This is a genomic window from Haladaptatus sp. HS23 (assembly GCF_056892285.1).
The window spans coordinates 1-373 of sequence record NZ_JBXGLH010000068.1 but is presented as its reverse complement, the minus strand read 5'-3'; the positions used below and the strand labels follow the sequence as shown (position 1 = coordinate 373).

Sequence of the window (373 nt, the reverse complement as noted above, 5' to 3'; positions counted from 1 at the left end):
GGTTGGTGCATCGGTTTGTTGGGAATAGTTCGTTTCGTCGCCCACTACTTAAGGGGCACGATTCGAACCGTCCCACGTGACGGCCTTCCACGGGAGTCGAACCCGTGAACCGCTGTCGAACAGCGGCGCTCACCAACGAGCGAAGGCTACTCTCCCCAAAAGGGAGAGATCGGAACTAGCCTTGGTAGTTCAAAGGTGCCTCGTCGGAAGACGAGTGCTGTCTCGGCGTGTGTGCCAGTTCGTCAACGAAGTTGACGAGTTAAGGTGGGTTGGGCGCGTCGGCCCAATCCCGGTCTTTAGGAGGTGATCCAGCCGCAGATTCCCCTACGGCTACCTTGTTACGACTTAAGCCCCCTTGCGAAGCCCAGATTCG

The 373-nt window shown here is 57.9% G+C and carries 1 rRNA gene; it reads right to left on the bottom strand.

From position 1 onward, the window contains the following. Window positions 1–298 precede the first annotated feature (298 nt). Window positions 299–373: ribosomal RNA gene (locus tag AC1XDK_RS30840) — 16S ribosomal RNA — on the bottom strand; the annotation flags it as partial.